Origin of the sequence: Streptomyces boninensis, assembly GCF_048572725.1 — a bacterium.
GTDB lineage: Bacteria > Actinomycetota > Actinomycetes > Streptomycetales > Streptomycetaceae > Streptomyces > Streptomyces boninensis.
This window is the reverse complement of sequence record NZ_CP183837.1, coordinates 4,718,166-4,733,814: the sequence shown is the minus strand read 5'-3', so window position 1 is coordinate 4,733,814 and position 15,649 is coordinate 4,718,166. Positions and strand designations below refer to the sequence as shown.

The window sequence follows — 15,649 nt, the reverse complement described above, 5'->3', positions numbered from 1 at the left end:
AAATGCAATACCGCAAGCAGCAGACCTTCGCCATCTCCTACGCGCCCGCCGCCCTGGTCGCCGCGGCCCTCTTCGCCACCGGCAACACCCCGGGCGCCCTCACCGTGGCCGCGTTCGGCCTGGTCTTCGCGGCGATCGCGGTCGGCACCACCGGCCGCCGCAGGAGTTGACGGGCATGCGCACCTCGATACTGCTGCCCATCGGGGCCACCCGCCCCGAACAGACCATCACCTTCGCAAACATGGTGAAGTGGACCGCCGCGGACCGGCTGTGGCAGGGGCAGGCCACGGTGCTCGACGGCCACCACCTGATCAGCTGGCTGGCCGGCGCCGGAATCCGGGTGCCGTGCGGCTTCGGCGTCTCGCTGATGCCGTTCCGCTCGCCGTTCCAGGCCGCGATGGAAGCCCGCTCGGTGGCGCTCGCCACCGGCGAGTCCGTCATCGCCGGCTTCGGTCCCGGGGCCACTTCGCTGCAGGCGGGCATGCTCGGCCGGCCGTACAAGAGTCAGCTCGGCGCCTGCCGCGAGTATCTGCGGGCCGTACGCGACCTGCTGAACGGCGACATGGCCGAGATCGACGGCGACGACTACTCCGTAACGGCGCGGCTGCCCGACTACCACCGCCCGCCGGTGTCCGTCGGCCTCGGCGTGCTGCGCGAGAAGGCCGCCGAACTCGCAGGGGAGCTTGCCGACGTGGCCATCACCTGGCTCGGCTCCGCCGAATACGTCGGCAAGACGCTGCTGCCCGCCATGCGCCGGGCGCCGCACCGGGTGCCCGACGAGCCGGTGCGGGTGACCGCCGTCGTGCCCGTAGCCCTGTCGGGTCCTGGCCGCGACGCACACGACCTGGCCACCGCGTCCTGCGGCATCCACCTCACCCAGCCGCACTACCAGGACACCCTGCGCGGCGCCGGGATCGAGCTGACCGGCGACGAGAAGAAGGACGCCGGGCTGCTGCTGGACGGCGGGGTGTTCCAGTACGGGACGCCTGCCGAGGTGGCCGCCGGGCTGCGGGAGTACGCGGCGATGGGGGTCGACGAGGTGGTGCTCAACACCACGGGCGTGGCCCGCCTGCTGGGCCCGCGGGCCGCGGCCCGCGACCTGCTCGCCGTACTGGAGGCGACCGAAAAGGAACAACAGGAGGACTCAGGATGATCGAGGTACAGCAACTCACCAAGCGCTACGGCGACACCCTCGCCGTCGACCAGCTGTCCTTCCGGGTCGAGCCGGGCCGGGTGACGGGCTTTCTCGGGCCGAATGGCGCCGGAAAGTCCACCACGCTGCGGGCGGTGCTGGGCCTGGACCGGCCCACCGCGGGACGAGCGCTGATCGACGGCCGCCCGTACCAGGACTGGCATTTTCCGCTGCGTAAAGCCGGCGCCGTCCTGGAGGCCGCGGCCCTGCACCCCGGCCGCACCGCCCGCGCCCACCTGCGCGGCCTGGCCCGCAGCAACCGCATCCCCGCGGAACGCGTCGACGACGTACTCCGCCAGGTCGGCCTCGAAGCCGCCGCGAACGGCCGCGCGAAGGCGTACTCCCTCGGCATGGCCCAGCGCCTCGGCATCGCCGCCGCGCTGCTCGGCGACCCCGAGGTGCTGCTCTTCGACGAGCCGCTCAACGGCCTCGACCCCGAGGGCATCCGCTGGATCCGCGACCTGCTGCGGCGGCTCGCCGCCGCGGGCCGCACGGTCTTCGTCTCCAGCCACCTGATGACCGAAATGGCGCAGACCGCCGACCACCTGATCGTGATCGGCCGCGGCCGGCTGCTCGCCGACGAGCCCACCGCGGACTTCATCGCCCGCAACTCCCGCTCGTACGTGGCCGTCCGCACCCCCGAGCCGGAGCGGCTGCTCGACCTGCTCGCCCGGTCCGGCATCCCGGCGGCGACCGGGCCCGACGGCACCATCGAGGCCGCCACGCCGAGCGCGGAGGACGTGGGGCGGATCGCCGCCGCGGGCCGGCTCCCGGTCTACGAGATCACTCCCAGGACGGCCTCGCTGGAGGAGGCCTTCATGCAGCTCACCGAGGACAAGGTGCAACACCGCGGCTTTCAGGAGGTGTACCGGTGATGGCGGACGTGACGGCGGCCACCGCCTTTGAATGGAGCAAACTCAGCTCACTGCGCTCCACCATGTGGAGCCTGGTGGCGTACGCGACGGTGAGCATCGCCGGGGCGGTAGCGCTCGGCGTGCTGATCGGGATGCGGTACGAGGAGATGACGGCCGCGGGCAAGGCGGACTTCGATCCGGTCTCGGCCGGGTTCAGCGCGCTGCGGCTCGGCATGATCGCGCTGGTCGTCTTCGGCGTACTCGCCGTGAGCAGCGAGTACGCGTCGGGCACGATCCGGTCCTCGCTGGCGGCGGTGCCGCGGCGCGGGGTCTTCTACGGCGCGAAGCTGCTGGCCGGCGGCGCGGCCGCCTTTGGCGTGTCGGCGGCCGTGGTGCTGGCGAGCTTCTTCGCCGCCCAGGCCGCGATGGGCTCGGGCGCGCCCAGCGTCTCGCTCACCGACGCGGGCGTGCCGCGGGCCGTGATCGGGGCGGTGCTGTACACGACACTGCTGTGCCTCTTCGCCATGGGACTGGCCGCACTGCTGCGCAGCGCGGCGCTGACGATGGGGATCCTGGTGCCGCTCTTCTTCGTGATCTCCGGCATCCTCAGCAGCGTGCCCGGGGTGCAGCAGGCGGCCCAGTTCCTGCCGGATGTGGCAGGCGGGTTGGTGCTGGTCCGTACGCCGCCGTCCGACACGGTGCTGAACGCGTGGACGGGCATGGGCGTGCTCGCCGGCTGGACCGCTTTGGCGTTGCTCGCCGGCTATACGGCCACGCGCAAGCGGGATGCCTGACACCATCGTGGGGATGGAACACCGCTCGTTGGGACACCGCTCGCTGGAACACCGCTCGCGCTCCTGGATCGGACGGCGGCTGAGGTCACTGGCGCTGCTGGAGCTGCTCAATATCCCGCTGCAGGCTGTCGTCTGGTTCGTGGTCCTGGACCTGCCGGTGACGGCGGCGAATGCCGTGGGCTTCGGGCTGTTCGCGCTGCTCCTGCTGGAGGGGGCGGCGTACTGGCGGGCGAAGAGATCCCAGCTCGAGGCCGCCGCCACCAGCACGGCCCGGCCCGGCAGCCCGCTGCCGGGCCTGCGCGGCTTCGCCGCCGCGCGGACGGGCAACGTGCCCGTCCTGCTCGGCGGCGTGGCCTTCACTGTGTGGTCGGTTGTGGACGACCCGGGCGCGGGGTCCGTACCCGGGCTGGCGTTTGCGCTGTTCTCCGTACTGGAGCACATCAACTACTTCCACTGGCAGCTGATGCACGACACGCGCGCGGACCTGGCGTACCTGCTGCGGAAGGGCTTCCGCCGCTCGCACCTGGCGCGGGATTTGGCGCAGGGACGAGCGCTCGAGCTCAGGCGGTCCGTCAGGCCGTCCGCTTCCGCTCAGCAAACCCCCCGGCCACCGCACCCACCGAACCAACGGCACGCGCCTCAACCAGACGCAACGCCTCATCGCGATCCCAATTGAGCGCGGCGTTACGCAGCTCCTCAATATTCGGCGGCAGATCGAGGCCGAGATCGCGGGAGAACATCCCCTGGCAGCGCTGTATGACGTCGAGCGCGCCGACGGCCTCACCCTCGACGCAGTGCACCGCCGCGAGCAGCTCCCAAAGCCGCTGCCGGTACGGCGCCTCGGCGAGCACGCTCTCGATGCGATACGAGAGCATGTCGGTGCGCCGCGCCAACAGATGGGCGGTAAATAGATCCTGGAAGGCATCGATGCGCGCGTCGTTGAGCCCGGCCGCATGCGCGTCGAACCACCGCGTCGGCGGCAGCTCACTCCCGAACGGCCCGCGCCACAGCTCCATAGCCTCCTCCAGCGCTCCGATAGCCGCCTCCAGCTCCCCGGCGAGCAGCAGACTGCGCCCGCGCCGGGCGGCACTGGTGAACCGCGTCAGATCCAGCTCGTCGGGCGCGACTTGGAGCCCGTACCCGCTCGGCACCCCGCGATAGGTGATGATCCGGCCGCTGAGCCCAGGCACAGCGGCATCGAGATCGCGCCGCAGCCCGGTGAGGTGACTGCGAATGTTGGCGGTGGCAGACGCAGGCGGCTCATCCCACAGCAACCCGGCAAGCTCCCCGGACGAGATCGGCCCGCGGGCCCGTAACAGAAACGCGATCAACATGGCCCGCCGCACGGGCGACCCAACACACTCCGCACCGCCTACCCGCAGAGGCCCGAGCATCTCAAAGATCATTCCCCCGACCCCTCGTCATATCGCCGTGCAGCCGACAAAGCGAACGCTGTGCATGTTTCCTCCTGCTCGGTCATGGCAGGGGGCGGACGTGCCGTCGTACCAGCGAAATATCCCCCGTAGATCCTTCACGCTCCCATTGCACCTGCAAGCCGTCAACGAACCCCCCGCTGCAACTCCGTTACGGATAACACGAGTTCGCAACACCCCCGGTCGCGGGGTCGCGCTCAACGAAGAGCGCCTCCCAATCCGCAAGTCAGGGCCTTGGCCTGGCATTCCTCGTCCGGTCGAGGAATGCCGCAGGATCCGCTGCGCCCTCGTCTTGTGAACACGCGGGCGATAAATTACTCATTCGAGTTAGTCTAATTTGACTTAGTCTAGCTCGGCTGCTGTCGTGGACCCATGACACGACCCGCGGACCTCTTCGACAGGATCACCGAGTGGGCCGACCTGGAGCGCTTCGTCGCCTCGCCCGCACCCGGCCTGCGTATCGGGATCCTCTACGGCCGCCGCCGCACCGGGAAGAGCTTTCTGCTGCGCCGCCTGTGCCGGGAGTACAAAGGGCAGTACCACATGGCCCAGGAGGAGGAGCCACTTCCGGCACTCCAACGATTCGCCGACGCGGTCGGGGCGGGGCGCGGACTCGCAGCGGGTCAGTTGCGCTTCCGGGACTGGGACGAGGGACTCCGCACCGCGCTGCGCCCACTCCCCACTGCCGGTGGCCAGGCCGCGACGCTCCTGGTACTCGATGAGCTTCCCTACCTGCTCGCGCATGCGCTCGGCGCCCAGATTCCTTCTGCACTCCAGGCCATGGTCGACGAGAGCAGAGACGCTCCGGAAGCGCGCCGCGGGCGGGTGATTCTGTGCGGATCCGCGCTCGCGGTGATGTCGGATCTGCTCTCCGGAGCCAGGGCCCTGCGAGGCCGTGCCGAACTCGATCTACTCCTCAAGCCCTTCGACTACCGCACCTCGGCCTCGTACTACGGGATCGAGGACACCGACACCGCTTTCCGTACGTACGCCTACTTCGGCGGCACCCCTGGCTACCGCGACCTGCTCGGCGGCGCCTCCCCGCAGACCCGTACCGAACTCGACGAACTGCTGCTCTCCACCGTCTTCAACCCCAGCCACGCGCTTTTCGGGGAGGCCGGGTACCTGCTGCGGGAGGACCCGCGGATCCAGGACCGGGCGCTGTACCTGTCGGTACTTGGTGCGGTCGCGGCCGGCGCGACCACCCCCTCCAAGGTCGCCGCCGCAATCGGCCGCGACCAGCGCAGCCTGCACCACGCGCTCGATGTCCTGATCACCTCGGGATTCCTGATCAAGGACGAGGACCTGCTGCTTCAGCGCCGCCCCGTACTGCGCCTCGCCGATCCGGTGGTACGCCTGCACCAACTGGTCACCGTGCCCCGTCTGGCCGCCTTCGAGGAACGCAAGGCAGCCCCGGCCTGGAAGGCCGCCGAGCACACTGTCAGCGCGCAGATCCTCGGCCCGTCCTTCGAACAACTGGCCCGAGAATGGACGGCCCGGCATGCCTCGGAGCATACGAGGGGAGGCCCGATCGGCGAGGTCGGCAGCACCGTGGTGAACGACAGCGCGGGCCGCGCACAGCACGAACTCGACGTTGTCGCCCTCGACGAGGGAGAGCGCCGACAGGCCGGTGCTCCCGTCGTCCGGGCGATTGGCGAGGCCAAGTCGTCGGACCGAGCTCGCACGCTGCCCGACCTCGAACGCCTCGACCGGATCAAGGGATTGCTGCTAGCCCGCGGCGTCCCGGCCGACGGGGCGAAACTCCTTCTCTTCGGCCGCTCAGGTTTCGACGTAAATCTGACCGAGACGGCGAGCCGACGTCCGGACGTGGAACTTGTGGATCTGGAGCGTGTCTGGCACGGGGAATGACGCGAGGGCCTGAGAGGAAGAACGACTCCGGAATCAAATCAGGCCCGGCACTGATCTCTCAGCGCCGGGCCTGACCTGCTATTTCACCGTCGGGGTGGCGGGATTTGAACCCACGACCTCTTCGTCCCGAACGAAGCGCGCTACCAAGCTGCGCCACACCCCGGTGGAACGAGGACTACTCTAGCCCACCTGCGGCCCTGGAAGAAAATCCGTTTCCGGGAGCGGGCTCCAGTGTGAGCAGCGTCGCTTCTGGGGGGCAGGCGAAGCGGACCGGGGTGTAGCGGTTGGTGCCGCAGCCTGCTGAGACGTGGAGCCAGGAGCGGTGGCCGCCTGCCTCGTGCTTGGAGACGCCCTTCACCCGGGCCGTGTCCAGGTCGCAGTTCGTGACCAGGGCGCCGTAGAAGGGGATGCAGAGCTGGCCGCCGTGGGTGTGGCCGGCGAGGATCAGGGGGTAGCCGTCCGCCGTGAAGGCGTCCAGGGCGCGTAGGTACGGGGCGTGGACCAAGCCGATCGAGAAGTCCGCCGAGCCGTCCGGGCCGCCCGCCACCTCCGGCGAGTCATAGCGGTCGCGCTTGATGTGCGGGTCGTCCAGGCCTGTGAGGCCCAGGGTCACCCCGCTGTGCGCCGGGCCCTCCAGCTTCAGTGCGCCGCGCGAGTTCGACAGGCCCACCCAGCCCGCCGCGTCGAAGGCGTCGCGCATGCCCTCCCACGGGTTGCGGGCGACGCCGATCGCCGGGTCGTTCTTGCCGTTCAGGCCGTGTACGCCGCGGATCTTCTCGCCCAGGTAGCGGCCGGGGTTGCGGAGCTTCGGGGCGTAGTAGTCGTTCGAGCCCATCACGTACGCGCCCTGGTACGCCATCAAAGGCCCCAGCGCGTCCAGGAGCTCCGGGACCGCCTCCGGGTCGGAGAGGTTGTCGCCCGTATTGATCACCAGGTCCGGGCGCAGGCCCGCCAGGGACTGCAGCCAGCGCTGCTTCTTCCGCTGGCCGCTGACCATGTGCACGTCCGAGATGTGCAGGATACGGAGCGGGGCCATGCCGGGCGGCAGCACCGGGACCGCCACCCGCCGCAGCCGGAAGGACCGCACCTCCACCCCCGCCGCATAGCCGACGCAGGCCGCGCCAAGGGCGGTGATGCCGAGAGGTACTCCGTATCGCGCTCGCATCTCTCCATCGTGGCAGACGCGGCAGAACCGCGGAATTCCGGTACGGCGGGCCCCCGCGACCGTGGCAGACTCAAGCCCATGACCACGCTGAAGGACAGGCTGCAGGACGACCTCACCGCCGCCATCAAGGGCCGCGACGAGCTGCGCTCGTCGACGCTCCGGATGACGCTCGCCGCGATCACGAAGGAGGAGGTCGCGGGCAAGGAGGCGCGGCAGCTCTCCGACGACGAGGTGCAGAAGGTGATCACCCGCGAGGCTAAGAAGCGGCGCGAGGCCGCCGAGGCCTTCGACAAGGGCGGTCGCGCCGAGTCCGCGGAGCGGGAGCGGGCGGAGCACGGCGTCCTCGACGAGTACCTGCCGAAGCAGCTCTCCGACGACGAGCTCAATGCCCTGGTGGCGGACGCCGTCGCCGAGGCCAAGGCCGCCGGGGCCGAGGGGCCCCGCGCCATGGGCCAGGTCATGAAGATCGTGAACCCGAAGGTCGCGGGCCGGGCCGAGGGCGGCCGGGTCGCCGCGGCGGTGAAGCGCGAGCTGGCGCAGTAGTAGGTAGTAGTACGCGAGCTGGCGCAGTAGTAGCAGTACCCAAACCGATGGGGGCGTCCTCGACCGAGAGGGCGCCCCCATTCGCGTTACAGCGGCAGCGGCACTGTCGGCCGGCTGCTGACTACCCGGCTAACCAGACTCCGGCCACCCCGTAGTCCCACCATCCATCGTCCCCCCGTCCACAGTCCCGCCATCCACCGTGCCCCCATCCACGGTCCCCCCGTTGTTCCCCCCACCGTTCCCGTTCCCGCCACCGTTGTTCCCGCCGATGATCCCGTCGGTGGTGCCGACATCCGCCCCGCCGATCGGCGACGGCAGCGTAGGCGTCGGACGCGGCTTGCCGTCGTCGCCGCCGCCCGTGTCCCACCAGCCGCCGTCGTCGTCGCCCTCGTCCTCATCCTCGTCGTGGTGCCGGTCCGGCGCCTTGGGGATCTTCACGGTGTTGAACTTCGGGGCTGGCTTGCCCTCCAGCGCGCCTGACATCGCTTCCCGCCAGATCGGGCCCGGGGTGTCCGCGCCGAAGACCTTCGCGTGGTACGTCGGGCCGATCTGGATGTTGACCATCGAGACCTTCTTGGCCGCCCCGCCGACCCACACCGCACCGGCGAGGTTCGGCGTGTAGCCGACGAACCAGGCGTTGGTCCGCTCATCCGTCGTACCGGTCTTGCCCGCGTTGTCCCGCCCGGTCAGCCCGGCCTGCTTGCCGGTGCCGTCCTCCACGACGCCCTTGAGCAGCGTGTTCATGCTGTCGGCGGTCTTCTCCGACATGACCCGCTTGCAGCTGCTCTTCGGTACGGGCAGCCGCTTGCCGTTCGCGTCGGTGATCGACTCGAGCGCGATCGGGGTGCAGTAGACGCCCCGGTTGGCGAAGGTGGCGTACGCATTCGCCATGGTCAGCGGCGCGATGGTGGCCGAGCCGAGGGTCACGGACGGGGTCTGCGGCAGCTCTCCGCCGTTGCCCATCTGGATGCCCATGTCCTTGGCCAGCGTGGTCACCGGGCAGATGCCGATGTCGCTGATCATCTGGACGAAGTAGGTGTTGACCGACTTCGCGAGCGCTTCCTTCAGGGCGTACGGGCCGACCTCTTCCTCGTTCTCGTTCTCGACCGGGACGCCCGACTCGTTCCAGTTGCCCTTGCAGGCCTTCACCGGGCTCGGGTAGTTCATCTTGTACGGGGCCGGGTAGCTCTTCCCGAGCGGCGTGCCCTGCTCCAGCGCCGCCGCCGCGGTGAACGGCTTGAAGGTGGAGCCGACCTGATAGCCGAAGTTCGACCCGCCCATGCTGTGCTCGGCGGAGAGGTTGATCTGGGTCTCGTTCTTCTTGACCGAGAAGCCGTACGGCCGCGACTGCCCCATCGCGCGGATCTTCCCCGTACCCGGCTCGACCATCGACACCGCGGTCGCCACCCGGTCCGACTGGTAGACGTGCTGGCGGATCGACTTGTTCGTCGCGTCCTGCGCCTGCGGGTCGAGGGTGGTCTTGATGGTCAGGCCGCCCTGCTTCCAGCGGGCCGCCCGTACCTTCTCGGTCTTGCCGAAGGCCTTGTCCTTGAGGAAGACCTCGCGGACGTAGTCGCAGAAGAAGCCGGCGCCCTTCACGGCGGTGATGCAGCCGTTGCGCGGCTGGCTGACCTTGAGGCCGAGGCCCTTCTTCTTGGCGGCGTCGGCCTCGTCCTGGCTGATGTACTTGTTGTTCGCCATCCGCTGCAGCACGAGGTTGCGGCGCTTCTTGGCCTCTTCCTCGTCGTTCACCGGGTCGTAGCGGCTCGGGGACTGCACGATGCCGGCGAGCATCGCGGACTCGGTCAGCGACAGCTCCTTGGCGGACTTGGAGTAGTAGCGCTGGGCGGCGGCCTCGACGCCGTAGGCCTGCTCGCCGAAGAAGGCGATGTTGAGGTAGTTCTTCAGGATCGTCTTCTTGCCAAGCTCTTCCTCGACCTGGATCGCGTACTTCAGCTCTTTGATCTTGCGCCCGATGGTCTGCCGGGTGGCCTCGGCGACCTTGGCCTTGCTGTCGCCGGCCTCCTCCACGAAGACGTTCTTCACGTACTGCTGGGTGAGGGTGGAGGCGCCCTCCTGGACGGTGCCGGCCTGGGCGTTGCTGTTGAGCGCGCGCAGGATGCCCTTGAGGTCGACGGCGCCGTGCTTGTAGAAGCGCTGGTCCTCGATGGCGACGATGGCCTGCTGCATCACCGGGGCGATGTCGTTCAGCTCGACGACCGTGCGGTTACGGGCGTACACGGACGCGATCTCATTGCCCTTGACGTCCAGGATGGTGGACTTCTGGCTCAGCGGCGGCTGCTTCATATTGACCGGCAGCTCGTCGAAGCCCTCGACCGTCTCCTTGGACATCAGACCCAGCGCACCGATGGCGGGCAGCGAGATGCCGGCCAGCACGGCTCCGGCCAGGACGCTCACACCTACGAACTTCGAGGCCTGCTGGAAGACCGTCAGGCCGCCTCCGGGGCGCTTGTATGCCATGCGGTCACCCTAACTTCAGAATCGCCGGACAGCCGCCCGTGTGTTCGCTTACTCTGTCCACGACTGCCTCACCGATGGGGTTCCGTCTCACCTCTTCCGTCACTCTAGTGAGTGATTAGACCTGCCCGAATTGCCGACCTCTGGTGGCAAGGGTCCGGATAGCGGCGGCGGAAGCTGGTCGGTTCTCAGCTGTTTTGCCTGGTTGGCCGGGCTTGCCCTCACCTCACTCCGGTGGGTGATCTGCCGCATACGCATAGTCCGTTCGGGCCATTCAAGATTGGGCCCGCAGGGGGTGTTGCGGCCTGCGCTCCTTCCGTAACGTCCTCAACTGGCAACGGTGAATATGCCGCTGCCGCCGTGGGGGAGCCTCAATTCGGGAGAGGACGGCGCCAGCATGGGCTGGGTTACCGACTGGAGTACACAGGCAGCGTGCCGCACCAGTGATCCGGACGAGCTGTTCGTCCAGGGGGCGGCGCAGAACAGGGCCAAGGCCGTATGCACCGGCTGTCCGGTGCGCACGGAGTGCCTGGCCGACGCCCTCGACAATCGTGTCGAGTTCGGTGTCTGGGGCGGTATGACCGAGCGGGAGCGGCGCGCGTTGCTGCGCCGCAGGCCGACGGTCACCTCTTGGCGCCGGCTGCTCGAGACGGCCAAGCATGAGTACGAGCGCAGTTCGGGCTTGCTGCCCGAGGAGGAGTACGCGGCAGCCGTCGGCTGACCCGGACCCCTCTCCGGCAAGGCGCGTAGCGCTCACTACGCGTCGGGCACGGACCGCGTACGTACAACGCCAGGTGTTACGCGGCCGAGCCGCCACCGGCACCTTCGCCGGTGGTGGATGCCGCGAGCCGCTCTGCGATGTCCCTGAGCCCTGCCAGGTCGTGGACATCGCCAGGGAGCGCTGCCACCTGCGCGACCGGCACCTCAGGGTGCAGCGCGGCGAAGCGATCACGCGTGCGCCGTTCGCGGGCCAGCAACTGCATCCGCTCGGCGTGCAGACGCAGCAGCGCGGCCGCGACCGGGGCTGAAGCGGCAGGCGGGTAGGCACGGTCACCTTCGGGGGAGGCGGTGCCACCGTGGTCCGTGGGGGCACGGTCTCCAGCCTGCCCGCCCGGCTGATCCACAATGCCCAGTTCGTCAAGATTTTCTGCGGCCGCCAGGGCCCGCTCGGCGCTCAGCTGATCGGCCCCGGAGCCGTGCACCCGATTGAGTACGAGCCCGGCCAGCGGCATCCCGTCGCCGGCCAGCCGCTCCACGAAGAACGCCGCCTCGCGCAGCGCGTCCCGCTCCGGGGCGGCGACCACCAGAAAGGCCGTGCCGGGCGCCTGCAGCAGCTTGTACGTGGCGTCGGCGCGGGTGCGGAAGCCGCCGAACATCGTGTCCATCGCGGCCACGAACGTCTGCACATCGCGCAGCAGTTGGGCGCCGAGTAGCTTCCCCAGCGTCCCGGTCATCATCGACATCCCGACGTTCAGGAACTTCATCCCAGCCCGGCCGCCGACCTTCGCCGGGGCCATCAGCATGCGGATGAACTTCCCGTCGAGGAAGGAGCCGAGCCGCTGCGGGGCGTCGAGGAAGTCGAGCGCGGAGCGGGACGGCGGCGTATCGACGATGATCAGGTCCCACTCGTCGCGGGCCCGCAGCTGCCCGAGCTTCTCCATCGCCATGTACTCCTGCGTGCCGGCGAAGCCCGCGGAGAGCGACTGGTAGAAGGGGTTGTCCAGGATGGCGCGGGCGCGGTCCCGGTCGGCGTGGGCCTCGACGATCTCGTCGAAGGTCCGCTTCATGTCGAGCATCATCGCGTGCAGCTCGCCATTGCCCGCCACGTCCTTGATACGGCGCGGGGTGTTGTCCAGCGAGGCGATGCCGAGGGACTGGGCGAGGCGCCTGGCCGGGTCGATGGTGAGCACGACGACGCGGCGGCCGCGCTCCGCCGCCCGTACGCCCAGAGCCGCGGCCGTGGTCGTCTTGCCGACGCCGCCGGAGCCGCAGCAGACCACGATGCGGGTCTGCGGGTCGTCCAGGAGGGCGTCGACGTCGAGGCGGGGCGCTTGGTCGAGGCTCATGCCTTCCACTGCTTCCTGAGCTCGGCGGCGAGGGTGTAGAGCCCGGCGAGGTCGACGCCTTCCGGGAGCAGTTCCAGCTCGTGGGTGGGCAGGTCCAGCGCCGCGATCTCCTCGCGCTCGGCCCGCTCCAGGCTCAGCCGGGCGGCGTGCTCGCGGGCCTGCTCCAGCAGCGGCCCGACGAGCCGCTCCGCCTTCGCGCCCCGGCTGGCGCCGCCGAGCCCGGCCTGGGACAGGGCGCGGGCGACGGCGGGCTTGTCGGCCTCGGCGCCGGCGAGGGCGGCCTCGCCGAGGAGGGCGGGGCGGACCATGTTGACGATGACGGCCCCGACCGGCAGCCCGGCGGCGCGCAGCTCGGCGACGCCGTCGACGGTTTCCTGTACGGGCATCTCCTCGAGCAGCGTGACCAGGTGCACGGCGGTCCAGGAGGACCGGAGCACGCGCATCACCGCCTGCGCCTGCTTGTGGATGGGCCCGACCTTGGCGAGCCCCGCGACCTCGGCATTGACCCCGAGGAACTTGGCGATCCGGCCGGTCGGCGGGGCATCCATGACGACGGCGTCGTACGCGGCGGTGCCGTCCTTGTTACGCCGCCGCACGGCCTCGCAGGCCTTGCCGGTGAGGAGTACGTCCCGTACCCCCGGGGCGATGGTGGTGGCGAAGTCGATCGCGCCGATCTTGCGCAGCGCCCGGCCCGCGCCGCCCAGCCGGTAGAACATCTGCAGATAGTCGAGGAGCGCCTGCTCGGCGTCGATGGCGAGGGCATGCACCTCGCCGCCCTGCCGGGAGACGGCGATCCGCCGCTCGTCGTACGGCAGCGCCTCGGTCTCGAAGAGCTGCGCGATGCCCTGCCGCCCCTCGACCTCCACCAGGAGGGTCTTCTTCCCCTCCTCGGCGAGGGCGAGCGCGAGGGCGGCGGCGACCGTGGTCTTCCCGGTCCCGCCCTTGCCGCTGACCACATGGAGCCTGCTCACGACCCCGAGGGTACTGCCGTAGGCTCGGGCCATGACGAAGTGGGAGTACGCGACGGTGCCGTTGTTGGTACACGCGACGAAGCAGATTCTGGACACCTGGGGCGAGGACGGCTGGGAGCTCGTCCAGGTCATTCCCGGTCCCGGTGGGGGCGAGCAGCTGGTGGCCTATCTGAAGCGGGAGAAGCCGTGAGCGGTCGGGTCGAGGCGCAGCTCGCGGAGCTGGGTCACACGCTGCCCGAGGTGGTGCCGCCGCTGGCGTCGTACCAGCCGGCGGTGCAGTCCGGGGTGTATGTGTACACCGCCGGGCAGCTGCCGATGGTCGAGGGCAAGCTGCCGGTGACCGGCAAGGTCGGCGCCGAGGTCACGCCGGAGGAGGCGACGGCGCTCGCGGAGCGGTGCGCGCTGAATGCGCTGGCCGCGGTGAAGTCGGTGGCCGGCGACCTGGACCGGGTCAAGCGGGTGGTCAAGGTCGTGGGCTTTGTCGCCTCGGCAACGGACTTCACCGGCCAGCCGTCCGTCCTGAACGGCGCCAGCGAGCTGCTGGGCGCGGCGCTGGGCGACCGCGGCGTGCACGCCCGCTCCGCGGTGGGTGTGGCGGTGCTGCCGATGGACTCGCCGGTCGAGGTCGAGATCCAGGTGGAGCTCGAGGGCTGAACGGCCGAAGGGCCCGGGGGTCTCCCGGGCCCTCAGCACTGCTCCGGCACCGCCGCCGGGCGGCGGCCCCGGCTCACTGAGCCGGGTCGAGCGCGGAGCCGGTGCCGTCGGCGGCGGGCGCTTCCTGCGCCGCCGCTGAGTCGTCCTTGTCGCGGCCCTTCATCAGCACCGTGGCCAGCGCCGCGGCCGCCAGCACACCCGCCGCGCCGGCCAGCATGCTCGTCGACATCGCGGAGGTGAAGGCGTCCCTGGCGGCGGCGATCAGGCCGCTCTCCTTGGTCTTCCCGGCCACCACGAGCGCATCTCCGAAGGACTTACGGGCCTGCTCGGGGGCGTCGTCCGGCATCTTCGAGGTGTACGTGGACGACAGCACCGCCCCCAGGATCGCGACGCCCAGCGCCGCGCCCGCCTGCTGGATGGTGTCGTTGAGGGCCGAGCCGACGCCCGCGTGCTCCTCCGGGACCGCGCCCATCAGGGCCGCGATCGCCGCGGGCATCGCGAGGCCCGCGCCGGCGCCCAGGACCACCATCGCGGTGGCCAGGGTGCCCCAGCCGTCGCCCTCGCCCATGCTGGCCAGGACGCCGAAGCCGGCGGCGATGACCAGGAGTCCGGTGGCGGTCACGGCGCGGGTGCCGACCTTGCCGATGAGGGCGGCGCCCATGGCCTGGAAGGCCAGCGAGGCCACGGCCAGCGGCGCGAAGGCGAGACCGGTCTCGGTGGGCGAGTAGCCGAGGACGAACTGCAGGTACTGGGTGAGGACCAGCATCAGGCCGCCGTTGGCGAAGGTCAGCAGCACGAGGGAGAAGCTGGCGCCGGTGAAGACCCTGTTGCGGAAGAGCGACAGCGGGACCATCGGGGCGTCGGACTTGACCTCCCAGATCGCGAAGACCGTCATCGTCACCAGGGCGATGCCCGCGCCGACCAGGGTGTTGGTGTGGGTCAGGCCCTTCGGGGCCTCGATGATCGCGTAGACGAGGGCGGTCATGCCGATGACCGACAGCACCATGCCGACCAGGTCGACCTTGCGCCAGGGGCCCTTGGACTCCGGCATCAGCACCAGCGCGGCGACGATGGCGAGCGCGGCGATCGGGATGTTGATGAGGAAGACCGCGCCCCACCAGAACTTCGAGATCAGCACGCCGCCCAGCACCGGCCCGCCGACCAGGCCGACCATCGCCACCGCGCTCCAGGCGGAGATCGCCTTCGGCCGCTCGGCGTCGTCGAAGACGGTGATCAGGATGGACAGCGTGGACGGCATCACCAGTGCACCGCCGATGCCCATCAGCACGCGGGCGAGGATGAGTTGCTCCGGGCTGCCGGCCCAGGTGGCGAGTATGGAGGCGCCGCCGAAGAGCACCAGCCCAATGATCATGGTGCGCCGGCGCCCGAACCGGTCGGAGAGGCTGCCCGCGGTGAGCAGCAGGCCGGCGAAGACCAGGATGTACGAGTCGATGATCCACTGAATGTCCTGGGCGCTCGCCCCCAGGTCCTCGGCGATCGGCGGCACCGCCACGGTGAGCACCATGTTGTCGATCACCAGGACCAGGGTGCTGAGGCACAGCACGATCAGGATCAGCCAGCGCTTCGGATTGCGCTTCTGCAGCGTCGTCGCATCCATCGTCTTCTTCCC

16 protein-coding genes and 1 tRNA gene are annotated in these 15,649 nt (G+C 70.0%); 10 read left to right on the top strand and 7 right to left on the bottom strand.

What is annotated here, in order from left to right:
- The first annotated feature begins 2 nt into the window (after nucleotides 1–2).
- From ACNNMR_RS21465 to ACNNMR_RS21445, 5 genes are read left to right on the top strand one after another with little or no spacing between them, the layout of a single operon-like run.
- On the top strand, nucleotides 3–170 hold the full coding sequence (locus ACNNMR_RS21465; protein ID WP_419996277.1) for a hypothetical protein: 168 nt from the start codon (nucleotides 3–5) through the stop codon (nucleotides 168–170).
- A 5-nt stretch (nucleotides 171–175) separates the two neighbouring features.
- Nucleotides 176–1,153, top strand: a complete 978-nt coding sequence (locus ACNNMR_RS21460) for an LLM class flavin-dependent oxidoreductase (protein WP_419996276.1) — start codon at nucleotides 176–178, stop codon at nucleotides 1,151–1,153.
- Nucleotides 1,150–2,067, top strand: a complete 918-nt coding sequence (locus ACNNMR_RS21455) for an ABC transporter ATP-binding protein (RefSeq protein WP_419996275.1) — start codon at nucleotides 1,150–1,152, stop codon at nucleotides 2,065–2,067. The genes ACNNMR_RS21460 and ACNNMR_RS21455 overlap by 4 nt, the downstream gene beginning before the upstream one ends.
- Nucleotides 2,067–2,840, top strand: a complete 774-nt coding sequence (locus tag ACNNMR_RS21450) for an ABC transporter permease subunit (RefSeq protein ID WP_419996274.1) — start codon at nucleotides 2,067–2,069, stop codon at nucleotides 2,838–2,840. The genes ACNNMR_RS21455 and ACNNMR_RS21450 overlap by 1 nt, the downstream gene beginning before the upstream one ends.
- A gap of 13 nt (nucleotides 2,841–2,853) precedes the next feature.
- On the top strand, nucleotides 2,854–3,516 hold the full coding sequence (locus ACNNMR_RS21445; protein ID WP_419996273.1) for a multidrug transporter: 663 nt from the start codon (nucleotides 2,854–2,856) through the stop codon (nucleotides 3,514–3,516).
- Here the strand turns inward: ACNNMR_RS21445 and ACNNMR_RS21440 are convergent.
- On the bottom strand, nucleotides 3,413–4,246 hold the full coding sequence (locus tag ACNNMR_RS21440) for an AfsR/SARP family transcriptional regulator (RefSeq protein WP_419996272.1): 834 nt from the start codon (nucleotides 4,244–4,246) through the stop codon (nucleotides 3,413–3,415). The two genes, ACNNMR_RS21445 and ACNNMR_RS21440, sit on opposite strands and share 104 nt — an antisense overlap.
- Nucleotides 4,247–4,645: 399 nt before the next feature.
- Here ACNNMR_RS21440 and ACNNMR_RS21435 point away from each other — a divergent pair, with 399 nt between their 5' ends.
- Nucleotides 4,646–6,142, top strand: coding sequence for an AAA family ATPase (locus ACNNMR_RS21435; RefSeq protein ID WP_419996271.1), 1,497 nt, complete (start codon nucleotides 4,646–4,648; stop codon nucleotides 6,140–6,142).
- Nucleotides 6,143–6,231: 89 nt separating this feature from the next.
- Here ACNNMR_RS21435 and ACNNMR_RS21430 read toward each other — a convergent pair.
- Nucleotides 6,232–6,305, bottom strand: a tRNA-Pro gene (locus tag ACNNMR_RS21430).
- Nucleotides 6,306–6,317: 12 nt separating this feature from the next.
- Entirely contained in the window at nucleotides 6,318–7,307 is a 990-nt protein-coding gene (locus tag ACNNMR_RS21425; RefSeq protein ID WP_419996270.1) for a metallophosphoesterase, read from the bottom strand.
- Nucleotides 7,308–7,385: 78 nt separating this feature from the next.
- Between ACNNMR_RS21425 and ACNNMR_RS21420 the strand changes: the two genes are divergently transcribed.
- On the top strand, nucleotides 7,386–7,850 hold the full coding sequence (locus tag ACNNMR_RS21420) for a GatB/YqeY domain-containing protein (RefSeq protein WP_419996269.1): 465 nt from the start codon (nucleotides 7,386–7,388) through the stop codon (nucleotides 7,848–7,850).
- 129 nt (nucleotides 7,851–7,979) lie between these two features.
- Here ACNNMR_RS21420 and ACNNMR_RS21415 read toward each other — a convergent pair whose 3' ends face one another.
- Entirely contained in the window at nucleotides 7,980–10,331 is a 2,352-nt protein-coding gene (locus ACNNMR_RS21415) for a transglycosylase domain-containing protein (protein ID WP_419996268.1), read from the bottom strand.
- Between the two features lie 394 nt (nucleotides 10,332–10,725).
- Between ACNNMR_RS21415 and ACNNMR_RS21410 the strand changes: the two genes are divergently transcribed.
- Nucleotides 10,726–11,049 (top strand): WhiB family transcriptional regulator, encoded by a 324-nt coding sequence (locus ACNNMR_RS21410; RefSeq protein ID WP_420000431.1) that lies wholly within the window; start codon nucleotides 10,726–10,728, stop codon nucleotides 11,047–11,049.
- 76 nt (nucleotides 11,050–11,125) lie between these two features.
- Here the strand turns inward: ACNNMR_RS21410 and ACNNMR_RS21405 are convergent, their stop codons facing one another.
- Complete coding sequence (locus tag ACNNMR_RS21405) at nucleotides 11,126–12,394, bottom strand: ArsA family ATPase (RefSeq protein WP_419996267.1); 1,269 nt, start codon at nucleotides 12,392–12,394, stop codon at nucleotides 11,126–11,128.
- Nucleotides 12,391–13,365, bottom strand: a complete 975-nt coding sequence (locus ACNNMR_RS21400; RefSeq protein WP_419996266.1) for an ArsA family ATPase — start codon at nucleotides 13,363–13,365, stop codon at nucleotides 12,391–12,393. Before ACNNMR_RS21400 ends, ACNNMR_RS21405 begins: the two co-directional genes overlap by 4 nt.
- A 31-nt stretch (nucleotides 13,366–13,396) precedes the next feature.
- On the opposite strand from ACNNMR_RS21400, the gene ACNNMR_RS21395 reads away from it, so the two are divergent.
- Both ACNNMR_RS21395 and ACNNMR_RS21390 read left to right on the top strand, forming a co-directional pair.
- Nucleotides 13,397–13,555, top strand: a complete 159-nt coding sequence (locus ACNNMR_RS21395; RefSeq protein WP_419996265.1) for a DUF4177 domain-containing protein — start codon at nucleotides 13,397–13,399, stop codon at nucleotides 13,553–13,555.
- Nucleotides 13,552–14,019: a RidA family protein gene (locus ACNNMR_RS21390; protein ID WP_419996264.1), complete on the top strand. Its 468-nt coding sequence runs from the start codon at nucleotides 13,552–13,554 to the stop codon at nucleotides 14,017–14,019. The genes ACNNMR_RS21395 and ACNNMR_RS21390 overlap by 4 nt, the downstream gene beginning before the upstream one ends.
- A gap of 73 nt (nucleotides 14,020–14,092) precedes the next feature.
- Here ACNNMR_RS21390 and ACNNMR_RS21385 read toward each other — a convergent pair whose 3' ends face one another.
- Complete coding sequence (locus ACNNMR_RS21385) at nucleotides 14,093–15,637, bottom strand: MFS transporter (RefSeq protein WP_419996263.1); 1,545 nt, start codon at nucleotides 15,635–15,637, stop codon at nucleotides 14,093–14,095.
- Nucleotides 15,638–15,649: the final 12 nt, after the last annotated feature.

What these genes read in the sequence shown, in the direction of transcription:
- ACNNMR_RS21405 (WP_419996267.1), bottom strand. Translation starts at nt 12,394, where the DNA reads ATGAGCCTCGACCAAGCGCCCCGCCTCGACGTCGACGCCCTCCTGGAC.
- ACNNMR_RS21455 (WP_419996275.1), top strand. Translation starts at nt 1,150, where the DNA reads ATGATCGAGGTACAGCAACTCACCAAGCGCTACGGCGACACCCTCGCC.
- ACNNMR_RS21420 (WP_419996269.1), top strand. Translation starts at nt 7,386, where the DNA reads ATGACCACGCTGAAGGACAGGCTGCAGGACGACCTCACCGCCGCCATC.
- ACNNMR_RS21395 (WP_419996265.1), top strand. Translation starts at nt 13,397, where the DNA reads ATGACGAAGTGGGAGTACGCGACGGTGCCGTTGTTGGTACACGCGACG.
- ACNNMR_RS21440 (WP_419996272.1), bottom strand. Translation starts at nt 4,246, where the DNA reads ATGATCTTTGAGATGCTCGGGCCTCTGCGGGTAGGCGGTGCGGAGTGT.
- ACNNMR_RS21450 (WP_419996274.1), top strand. Translation starts at nt 2,067, where the DNA reads ATGGCGGACGTGACGGCGGCCACCGCCTTTGAATGGAGCAAACTCAGC.
- ACNNMR_RS21385 (WP_419996263.1), bottom strand. Translation starts at nt 15,637, where the DNA reads ATGGATGCGACGACGCTGCAGAAGCGCAATCCGAAGCGCTGGCTGATC.
- ACNNMR_RS21465 (WP_419996277.1), top strand. Translation starts at nt 3, where the DNA reads ATGCAATACCGCAAGCAGCAGACCTTCGCCATCTCCTACGCGCCCGCC.
- ACNNMR_RS21435 (WP_419996271.1), top strand. Translation starts at nt 4,646, where the DNA reads ATGACACGACCCGCGGACCTCTTCGACAGGATCACCGAGTGGGCCGAC.
- ACNNMR_RS21410 (WP_420000431.1), top strand. Translation starts at nt 10,726, where the DNA reads ATGGGCTGGGTTACCGACTGGAGTACACAGGCAGCGTGCCGCACCAGT.
- ACNNMR_RS21425 (WP_419996270.1), bottom strand. Translation starts at nt 7,307, where the DNA reads ATGCGAGCGCGATACGGAGTACCTCTCGGCATCACCGCCCTTGGCGCG.
- ACNNMR_RS21460 (WP_419996276.1), top strand. Translation starts at nt 176, where the DNA reads ATGCGCACCTCGATACTGCTGCCCATCGGGGCCACCCGCCCCGAACAG.
- ACNNMR_RS21445 (WP_419996273.1), top strand. Translation starts at nt 2,854, where the DNA reads ATGGAACACCGCTCGTTGGGACACCGCTCGCTGGAACACCGCTCGCGC.
- ACNNMR_RS21415 (WP_419996268.1), bottom strand. Translation starts at nt 10,331, where the DNA reads ATGGCATACAAGCGCCCCGGAGGCGGCCTGACGGTCTTCCAGCAGGCC.